The following is a 10,706-nucleotide window of genomic DNA, read 5'->3' as shown; positions in this document are numbered from 1 at the left end:
GATATCATAAAAATCAGCTTTTCAGGCAAACTCCACTTGTCACGTGACCGTAATTTGTGGTATACTGTAAAGCTAGTGACTAGAAAACTATGGGCGATTAGCACAGTGGTAGCGCGCTTCCTTCACACGGAAGAGGTCACTGGTTCGAACCCAGTATCGCCCATTCTATCTTGGTGTAGGCAATCAAATAGTTAACCAAAACGAAAGGTCTCGTTGAATCAAATCTTGGAGTTTCAGGATATCATCACGATAAAATTCCAGCAACTGTTGCCGTTCCTCTTTAGAAAGAGCAGCTTTTTTCTTATCAGTTGAGTTCATGTTGATTAGCGCTGAACGAACAGTTTGCCTCACCTCCACTGGCAGGATGAACTTTAGTCCAGAAGCTATCATAGTTCTGAAGGGATTTTGTTTCCGCAACAGATCATTAACCAATTTTAGTTTAGGAACTTGAGCCACTTGCGCTTTTTTCGATACATCCGGGATAAACGTTTCATCTACTCCAATGAACCGATACATATCCTGGATCAAAGCCACGGGATTTTTACATAAATCATCGTACAGATAAACTTTTATTTTATCTCGATTAAACGTTTCAAAAAAATGACTCAATTGAGAGGAGTAGAGTCCTTTTTTTAGGGTAAACGACCCCTGAGAGCGAAACTTAAGCTGTTCCGATAATGGTTGGATATTACCCGCTACATCCGTCGCTTCCCGAACATGCATTAAATAATCCGAATAAGCTCGGTCTACGGGATTTCGTAGAATAGCAATCATTTTAACATCGGGCAAATAGCGCAATATTTGCTCACAAGATGATTTATAATGAAACAAATAATTAGGGGATGCTTCCCCAATCGCTATTTCATCCTTCACCTCTTGGAAAAGTTTACAATATTTTTCAAAGGTATCAATTCTATTTTTGTTAATAGTTCTTATTTCTGGAGGTAACTTTTCCCAATCTTTCTCCAAAAAATTGGTTTCCTTAACCGGACTCATATAAACTTGAGGGTGTTGGGTTAAGTAGTTATAAATAGAAGTTGTTCCTGCCTTCTGCACACCTATAATTAAAAAAGTCGGTAATTTCATTTTATTTCTGGGGAGAATAGGGAATAGGGAATAGGGAATAGGGAATAGGCAAAAAATCCTGTGTACCTCATTACTATGAAAACTGCTATAAGTTCCTACTAAGATAATACCCACGTTGAAAGTGGATATCACCAAACGTGATCAAGAAACTATAGCAGAAGTCAAAAGTCAGAAGTCATTTGTCAGAAGTCAAACTCTTGCGCTTACAAAGGGTGTGAGACTTTTGTCATGTCCTAACTGCCCTGGCGACTGCTATACTATCAAGAAAGTACTATAGCAAAGGAAACAGGGAGTAGGGGTAATAAAATTGAATGTACCTCGTAAGTATAGGAAACCCTATAAAAATCTTTACCATCTTCCCATCTCCCCATCTCCCCACACTTGCCACACTTGCCACACTTGCCACACTTCCCGACTCCCGACTCCCTGATTAAGGGAACTGCTATAGTTACTGTTGAGGTTAATGTAAATTATTTACTCGCTTCAACCCAGCAGAGTTCTGGTCGTACTCGTCTAGGTCAACTGAAATCGGCTCAACATTCCAGATTTCCTGACAATACTCCCGAATCGTGCGGTCTGAAGAGAATTTGCCCATATTCGCCGCATTAATAATCGACATCCGAGTCCAGTGATTCTGATCCCGATAGGCTTGGCTTACTTGCTTCTGGGTATTCACATAGGACTGGTAGTCTGCCAAAAGCAGGTACTCATCGCCGTACAGTAGGGAATCCACAAGTGGCTTAAACAGGTCGGGATTACGGGGATAGAAGTACCTAGAGCCAATCTGATCGATTACCTGCTTGAGCTGTTTATTGTTGTTATAGTATTCTTGTGGGTTATATCCCCCAGCCTTGAGAGCGTATACTTCCTCAGTAGTTAGACCAAACAGGAAAAAGTTGTCTGCTCCTGCTTCTTCTCGGATTTCAATATTAGCACCATCCAAGGTACCAATCGTTAACGCTCCATTCATGGCAAATTTCATATTGCCAGTCCCAGAGGCTTCCTTGCCAGCAGTGGAGATTTGCTCTGAAAGGTCCGCTGCTGGGTAAACCTGCTCTCCGAGGGAAACCGAGAAGCCTTCTAAGAAAACTACCTTTATGCGATCGCTTACATCAGGGTCATCATTGATCACCTCTGCTACCGAGTTGATCAACTTAATCACCAGTTTAGCCAAGTAGTAACCCGGTGCTGCTTTGCCAGCGAAAATAAAGGTTCGGGGCAAGATATCGATCGAGGGATTCTCCTTGATCTGGTTGTAGAGAGTAATGATATGGAGTACATTCAACAACTGACGCTTGTACTCGTGAATCCGCTTGACTTGGACATCAAACAGGGAATTAGGATCAACCTTAATATTGTTGTGCAGCAGAATATAATCTGCCAGGTTTTTCTTGTGCAGCTGTTTAATCTTGCGCCAGCGTACGCAAAACTCAGCATCATTAACAAACTGCTCTAACTGTTTGAGCTGGTCTAGATCAGTAACCCAACCCTCTCCAATTTTCTCAGTAATCAGTTCCGACAGTTGAGGATTACTCAGCAATAGCCACCGACGGGGTGTGACCCCATTGGTCATATTAATAAACTTATTTGGCCACAATTCATAGAAATCTCGCAGCACATCCTTCTTCAGCAATTCCGTGTGCAGTGCCGCCACCCCATTAATAGCATGGCTACCTACGCAGGCTAAATGAGCCATCCGCAAAGACTTCTCAGGTTCCTCGTCAATCAAGGACATTCGTCTGAGCCGGTCATTATCACCTGGATACTTCAGACGCACATGATCCAAGAAGCGACGGTTGATTTCATAGATAATCTCTAACTGCCTTGGTAAGAGTCTCTCAAATAGGCTAACTGGCCAGCGTTCCAAAGCCTCTGCTAGCAAAGTATGATTAGTATAGCCAAAAGTGTTCTTAGTAATATACCAAGCTCGATTCCAGCTCAATTTGTACTTATCCAAGAACAACCGCATCAGCTCCGCCACCCCAATCGATGGGTGAGTATCATTCAGCTGAATCGCAATTTTCTCATGGAACAGGTCGAAATTACGATTAGTTCGTCGATAATTATTAATAATGTCCTGAAGAGAACAGCTAACAAAGAAATACTGCTGCTCCAGCCGTAGTTGCTTCCCTTGGGAAGTGTTATCATTGGGATAGAGAACTTTCGAGATATTCTCGGAATAGATCTTCTCAGTCACAGAGCCAGCATAATCACCGCTGTCGAACACCTCAAAATCAAATTCTTCACTGGCACCAGCACGCCACAAACGCAGGGTATTGACGGTATTTTTCTTGTAACCAGGCACTGGTATATCGTAGGGAGTACCCAAAACCTGCCACTCGGGAATCCAACGTACCCGATAGCGACCTCCCTCATCCTTGTAGGATTCTGTCTTACCCCCGAAATTCACCTCAACCGTTAATTCTGGGCGTCTGATTTCCCAAGGGTTGCCGAACCGTAGCCACTTGTCAGGACGTTCAACTTGAGCACCATCAATGATCCGCTGGTCAAAGATGCCGAATTCATAACGGATCCCATACCCAACAGCAGGAATTTCTAAAGTTGCCAAGGAGTCCAGGAAACAAGCAGCCAAGCGTCCTAAACCTCCATTTCCTAAACCAGGCTCAGCTTCCAGCATTTTCAGGTCATCTAGCTCCAGCCCAGATTCGTGGAGAGCTTGGCTGAGCCGATCATATATTCCCAAATTGAGCAAATTGTTAGTGAGCTGGCGACCCATCAAAAATTCTGCTGACAGGTAATATACAGTCTTAGTATTTTTTCTAGTATAGGTTTCTAAGGTTTTAATCCACCGCTGGAGTAGCCGGTCTCTTACCGTATAAGCCAGAGCCATATAGTAATCGTAGGGTGTAGCCAAAAACTGATTTTTACCCTGGATATAATAAAGATTGTCAGCAAAGGCTCGCTTAAGGGTTTCCACCGACATACCTGTGCGGTCATCTTCTACCTTAACCTTGATTTGTTCTGTGAGGTTGGTAGGTTCCTTCATAGTGTGGCTCATCCTGACCAAAAACTTGTCACTCTATTATGGATTCTCTTTTGCCAGAGAGTAAGCATGGTCAGTGACTGCTGCCATTAACCCCAAGGGCGTAAGTATCTGACCCAATTGAGAACTGCCATAGGCTATGTTACCCTAGTAAAAATTTCACAGCCTCGCTCCAATGACACCGGAATGGGAAGCCCTAATCGTTGGCATTAACCGTTATCCAGAATACACCAACTTTAACGACCTGACCGTTGCGGCATTAGATGGGGAAAATGTCGCTCAACGATTAGAGCAGTATGGCTATGAACCGTTTCGGATTCAGGACTTACCCCTTGGGTTGACCCAAAAAGGAGCAGGGGAACTATCGAGCACAGGACTAGTAAAATTAGAGGAATTAAGGGAAGCAGTCGCTAATCTGTTTAATCCTCCACCTCCCAACCAACCTCCAGAAACCGGCCTATTCTTCTTTTCAGGCCATGGCTGTAGACAAGAGGTGGATGGACAACAAGACGTTTTCTTAGTCACTAGTGATGCCTTTCCTGATGTGGGAATTTATGGCTATCCTCTGCGGGAATTAGGTCAGCAAATCGCAACTAGCCCAGTCAAACAGGTAGTGATTTGGTTAGATTGTTGCTACAGTGGCGAGTTACTAAGCTTGCTCCCATTTATCCCAACTGATAAAGCTTACTGCTTGATTACTGCCACTCGTTCTTTTGAACCGGGAGTAGAGATAAGCCATGAACAAGGAGTATTTACCAGGGAGTTACTGGCAGGGTTGAATCCGGAAAATCACCCGGATGGTATTGTTACTAGTCATAATTTGGCCTTGTTTATTGAGCAGCGGATGTCAAGGACTGGACAACGTCCTTTAATCGCTAACTCAAAACAAGCCATTCTACTGACTACCCAGTTTCCGAAACTGAGCTTTCAGGATAAGTGCCCCTATCGGTCTCTGTCTTATTTTACGGCATTACCAGAGGATGCTCTGGTGTTTCACGGTCGTTCTCAGTTGACCCAGCAGTTAATTGAGCGAGTTAAAACTAAACACCGTCTGCTGGTAGTGTTAGGGGCTTCCGGCAGTGGCAAGTCTTCCTTACTCAGGGCGGGTTTATTGTATCAGCTGAAGTTAGGTCAGGCAATTCCCGGAAGCGATCACTGGCATTATTTGGAACCTTTCACTCCTGGTGTTGCACCAAAGCAAAGGTTATTGGAGGTGCTGAAAAAGGGAAAGCTTTTAGAGAACAAGGGAGGTAATTCTAGTGTTACTCCGGTGGTCATGATTATTGACCAGTTTGAAGAGTGCTTCACTATGGGTCAACCTCACCAACGCCAGGAATTCTTTAACGGTTTAATTGAATTAATCGAGAATACTAACAATCTAATTGTGTTAATTGCCATGCGCTCTGACTTTCGGGGGCGGTTGCGAGAGTATCCTCAATTAGTAGAAAATATCAATAAACCATTAATCAATGTTGACCACTTGAACCGTCAGGAAATTGAAGAAGCGATCGCACTACCAGCTGAATTAGTAGGATTGGGAATTGAGGGCAGATTAAAACAGCAACTGATTAACGATGTGGAAGATTATCCAGGCAGCCTTCCCCTGCTCCAATATACTCTGACCGAATTATGGAAACAGTCAAGACAGCAGCAGGAAACGTTTTTACGGTTAGAAACCTATCAACAGTTAGGGGGAATTGAGGGAACTCTGGAAAAGAGAGCCAATCAGGTATTTGATAGTCTCTCAGCGGAAGAACAAAGTGTGGCTAGGCGTTTGTTCTTGGAATTAACTCAAGTGGGAGATACTCTCGATACTCGTAAACGAGTAAGCCTCGGGGAGTTAGTCAATTCTCACCACAGTTTAGAACTGCTCGATGGTGTGAGCCAGACCTTAGCCAGTTCAGAGAACCGCTTGATTACTAGAAGCCATGAGGAAAATTCCCAGGATGTGGTTTTGGATGTGGTTCATGAAGCCTTAATTCGCCACTGGGGAAAGTTGCTGGAGTGGAAGCAGACTTACACAGAGGGGATGGTGGTGGAACGCAAGCTGGAAGCGGCGGCAGAAGAATGGCAGCAGAAGGGTAAGAGACGTGATGATGCCGGTCTACTGTTGCAAGGAGGAAGGTTAGTAGAAGCCCAGGAGTATTTAAACGAGTATGGCAAGTTGGGGATGTTGAATGGGCTGGCCGAGGAGTATATTCAGGTAAGCCGTCACAAGCACAAGCAAATCACCCGTAACCGCCAGTTAGTAGCGGGAGCATTTATTGGTGTGTTGGTATTGGGGACAGTTATTTCAACAGCTTTTGGGTTGCAGTCTCGTAAACAGGCGATAAAGGTAGAAGAACAGGCCAGAAAGGCAGAAGAAAGTGAAATTAAAGTCCTGAGTCAACTTTCAGAACTATTGTTTACCTTAGATCAACCATTTGATGCTCTAAAAGAGGGTTTAAAGGCAGCAGGAAAACTCAAAAAGACGAATTGGGTACAAGGTGATACTAGGATTAAAGCGATCGCTAGTTTACGGGAATCTCTCTATGGAGTGAAAGAATTTAATAGCCTAGACGAACAAAGCGAAGCTGTCTATAGCGTGGCCTTTAGCCCAGATGGCCAGACTATCGCTACTGCTAGTATTGACAACACCGTGAAACTTTGGAACCTAAAAGGCAAACCCCTGCACACCCTCACTGGACATAGCGATTATGTCACTAGCGTTACCTTTAGCCCAGATGGGAAGACTATCGCTTCTGGTAGTAATGACAAGACGGTGAAACTGTGGAATCTCCAAGGCAAACTCCTGCACACCCTCACTGGACATAGCCATTATGTCACTAGCGTGGCCTTTAGCCCAGACGGCCAGACTATCGCTACTGCTAGTGGGGACAACACGGTGAAACTGTGGAATCTCCAAGGCAAACACCTGCACACCGTCACTGGACATAGGGCACCTGTCTATAGCGTGGCCTTTAGCCCAGATGGCATGACTATCGCTACTGCTAGTGGGGATAACACGGTGAAACTGTGGAATCTCCAAGGCAAACCCCTCCACACCCTCACCGAACATAGCGAACCTGTCATGAGCGTAGCCTTTAGCCCAGACGGCCAGACTATCGCTACTGCTAGTGCAGACAAGACGGTGAAACTGTGGAATCACCAAGGCAAACACCTGTACACCCTCACTGGACATAGCGATTGGGTCAATAGCGTGGCCTTTAGCCGAGATGGCATGACTATCGCTTCTGGTAGTAGTGACAAGACGGTGAAACTGTGGAATCACCAAGGCAAACACCTCCACACCCTCATCGGACATAGCGGACCTGTCAATAGCGTGGCCTTTAGCCGAGATGACCAGACTATCGCTACTGCTAGTTGGGACAACACCGTTAAACTGTGGAATCTCAAAGGCAAACCCCTGGACACCCTCACTGGACATAGCGATTGGGTCAATAGCGTGGCCTTTAGCCAAGATGGCATGACTATCGCTTCTGGTAGTAATGACAAGACGGTGAAACTGTGGAATCACCAAGGCAAACCCCTGTACACCCTCACTGGACATAGCGAACCTGTCAATAGCGTGGCCTTTAGCCGAGATGGGAAGACTATCGCTTCTGGTAGTAATGACAAGACGGTGAAACTGTGGAATCACCAAGGCAAACTCCTGCACACCCTCAAAGGGCATAGCGATGATGTCACTAGCGTGGTCTTTAGCCGAGATGGCCAGACTATGGCTTCTGCTAGTAGTGACAAGACGGTGAAACTGTGGAATCTAAAAGGTCAGGAACTGCACACCCTCACCGGACATAGCGATTGGGTCAATAGCGTGGCCTTTAGCTATGATGGCCAAACTATCGCTTCTGCTAGTAGTGACAAGACGGTGAAACTGTGGAATCTAGAGGGCAAACCCCTGTACACCCTCACTGGACATAGGGCACCTGTAACTAGCGTGGCCTTTAGCTATGATGGGAAGACTATCGCTACTGCTAGTGGGGACAACACGGTGAAACTGTGGAATCACCAAGGCAAACACCTGCACACCCTCACTGGACATAGCAAACCTGTCATTAGCGTGGCCTTTAGCCGAGATGGCCAGACTATCGCTTCTGCTAGTTGGGACAACACCGTGAAACTGTGGAATCACCAAGGCAAACCCCTGCACACCCTCACTGGACATAGGGAATTTGTCAATAGCGTCACGTTTAGCCCAGATGGCCAGACTCTTGCTTCTACTAGTTGGGACAAGACAGTAATTTTATGGAATTTTGATCTAGAGGATTTAGTGGAACAGAGTTGTGATTGGCTCCATGATTACCTAGTCACTCATCAAGACGAAATAGAATTAAGGGAAATTTGTGATATGTAGGGGAGTCGGGAGACCGGGGGAATTAAAAGGACTTGAGCAGAAACAGATTAAATGGGTCTTGACTAATCTCTTTGACATAGGACTCACTGAGATAGGAAGCATATTGGGGTTGTTTAGCAATATAGGTTTTGAAAAAAGCGGTACTAAGTGCCATCAGGTAAGGACGAGCGATCGCAGGATCTGGCCCAATCAATTCAGGTGGAACCGGTAAGACACCCTCTCCTGCCCCACCCAGGTAGGAAAAGTGAGTACCTGCTTCTGTCACCACTAGATATTTTTCTGGGGTAGTTAGCCAGCTGAAGGGGGTAATTTGTTGTTCTACAGGTGGCGCAAAGATGTCTCTGATACTTGAGACCATCATGACCGGAACCTGAATTTGTGACATCCCAGATTCACCAAAGATCGGGTTGCTGAGCGGATTAACAGCAATCACTGCTTTTACCCGTTCGTCTGCCAAATTATAGTCTTCTGGGGATAGTTGAGTACCTCGACACTGGAGTAGCAGGGATACATCTAAGGATAAATTGTTCTGTCGAGCAGTATCGCAGTCACTAGTAAGCTGTTCAAAATTGAGTTTAGCCCCTCCTAGAGCAAGAACAGTATAGCCTCCGAAGGATTGACCAATTACTCCCACCTCTTCTAGATTGAGCCTACCAAACTTACTCGGGTCAGAATTAGCTTTAGCCGAAAGTTCATCTAACAAATACTTTACATCCAAAGGACGATGGATGATCGCAGTAGGATTGAGGGGAGTTGCGAAGCCAGCAAAGATTTGATTAATGCGTTCGGAACTAGTACCAATGTGCTCCGGGACCGCAACTGCAAAACCGTAAGATGCTAAATGTTGTGCTAGATAGGCAAAGGTATTGCGGTCAGAAGCCAAACCATGGGAAATAACCAGAGTTGGAATCGAGCCTCTTATTCCTTCTTGGTCTGAAGACCTAGGTAGATAAATATCAACGGGAAACGAAGCTTGACGCTCAGAGTTATAAACCTCAAAGCTTTCTTTACGCCAACCTATTCCTCCAGGATTCCTGAGATCTGCTTGTGCTGAAAAATCAAACGATGTTGAGCCTTCTCCCTGTATTTGTGCCTGATTTTTAATGGCACCAAATACAACATCATTTACCACAAATAGCCGTGATATCTCATCAGTAACATCAGAAATTAGTTCCACATCCAGGTAAATAGTTTCTAGGGAAAATTTACGCAATACATTAATAACGCTCAAGCCTTCTGGATCAGAGGCTGCCGAAATTAAAGCACCCCGTAAGGGATAGAAACCATTGCGATTGAAATCTGCTTTTATTACATTCCCCAATCGGCGCAGTAAGGTTTTACCCACCGGTAAGCGAGTGAACAAATAAACATATCTGGGAGAAATATTAAATCGACTGTTTAGTAGAATCCGCAGTGTTGCTAATTGTATTGGTGTAGCAAAGTTGGCATAATAGGCAAATTGCCTGGTCATTGTGCCATCTTTAGCAAAAATTTCCAAGTCTTCAATTCCAATATTAAATTGTCCAAAGGGAGAAACAAAGAAAGTAATTCGCTCTGCTCCTAGGGCAGGAATTGCACTGAATGTAGATACTAGACTCAAGCCTAGGGATAGGGAAAAGCGAGTTAACCACTGGCGCAGTGGGTTAGAATGAAAGGATTGGGTAGTCACTTTAGCTGCTCGGGAAAGACCAGGGGAGTTGGTAATAGTTAACGGAAAACCTGTAACAATATCATTAAACATGTACAAAGCTCTCAAGACCACACTGAAACTCAACAACCAACAGAAAACCCTGATGGCACAACATGCTGGTTATTGTAGATGGGTCTAAAACTGGGGACTAGGGCGTGTTTTCAAAGCTTTCCGCAAGATATTAGATCCCCCCCAGCCCCCCTTAATAAGGGGGGAGCCATACTCAAAGTCCCCCTTTTTTAAGGGGGATTTAGGGGGATCTCGGAGTTTGAAGACACGCCCTAGCCATTTAGCAATAAGCTTACCATAAATGTCATTATACTAGTTATAGTGTTTATTGCATTTATGAGGTACGCTTATCAAGCTCAAAGTCCCCCTTTTTAAGGGGGATTTAGGGGGATCACTTTGTACCTCATGGGATATAGAATTGCTATATAGTGTTTATTGCATTTATGAGGTACGCTTATCAAGCTCAAAGTCCCCCTTTTTAAGGGGGATTTAGGGGGACCACTTTGTCCCTCATGGTAAAGACAATTGCTATAACAATTAAAACAGATAAATCCTCGTATATA

5 protein-coding genes and 1 tRNA gene are annotated in these 10,706 nt (G+C 44.7%); 3 read left to right on the top strand and 3 right to left on the bottom strand.

Annotated features, from left to right (window positions below; translation table 11 throughout):
- The first annotated feature begins 91 nt into the window (after window positions 1-91).
- Window positions 92-163, top strand: a tRNA-Val gene (locus F6K64_RS20375).
- Between the two features lie 20 nt (window positions 164-183).
- Here the strand turns inward: F6K64_RS20375 and F6K64_RS20370 are convergent.
- Both F6K64_RS20370 and F6K64_RS20365 read right to left on the bottom strand, forming a co-directional pair.
- The gene (locus F6K64_RS20370; RefSeq protein WP_287266199.1) at window positions 184-1,086 is read right to left on the bottom strand and encodes a sulfotransferase family protein; all 903 of its coding nucleotides are present in this window, start codon (window positions 1,084-1,086) and stop codon (window positions 184-186) included.
- Window positions 1,087-1,546: 460 nt separating this feature from the next.
- The gene (locus F6K64_RS20365; RefSeq protein WP_008180653.1) at window positions 1,547-4,093 is read right to left on the bottom strand and encodes a glycogen/starch/alpha-glucan phosphorylase; all 2,547 of its coding nucleotides are present in this window, start codon (window positions 4,091-4,093) and stop codon (window positions 1,547-1,549) included.
- Between the two features lie 172 nt (window positions 4,094-4,265).
- Between F6K64_RS20365 and F6K64_RS20360 the strand changes: the two genes are divergently transcribed.
- Window positions 4,266-8,444, top strand: a complete 4,179-nt coding sequence (locus tag F6K64_RS20360) for an nSTAND1 domain-containing NTPase (RefSeq protein WP_287266196.1) — start codon at window positions 4,266-4,268, stop codon at window positions 8,442-8,444.
- A 22-nt stretch (window positions 8,445-8,466) separates the two neighbouring features.
- On the opposite strand, the gene F6K64_RS20355 is transcribed toward F6K64_RS20360, so the two are convergent.
- On the bottom strand, window positions 8,467-10,185 hold the full coding sequence (locus F6K64_RS20355; RefSeq protein ID WP_287266194.1) for an alpha/beta hydrolase: 1,719 nt from the start codon (window positions 10,183-10,185) through the stop codon (window positions 8,467-8,469).
- Here F6K64_RS20355 and F6K64_RS20350 point away from each other — a divergent pair.
- On the top strand, window positions 10,184-10,273 hold the full coding sequence (locus F6K64_RS20350; protein ID WP_287252716.1) for a helix-turn-helix domain-containing protein: 90 nt from the start codon (window positions 10,184-10,186) through the stop codon (window positions 10,271-10,273). The two genes, F6K64_RS20355 and F6K64_RS20350, sit on opposite strands and share 2 nt — an antisense overlap.
- Window positions 10,274-10,706 lie beyond the last annotated feature (433 nt).

The organism is Moorena sp. SIO3A2 (assembly GCF_010672265.1).
GTDB lineage: Bacteria > Cyanobacteriota > Cyanobacteriia > Cyanobacteriales > Coleofasciculaceae > Moorena > Moorena producens.
Note: the sequence above shows the minus strand (reverse complement) of the source record. Positions and strands in the feature narration are given on the sequence as shown.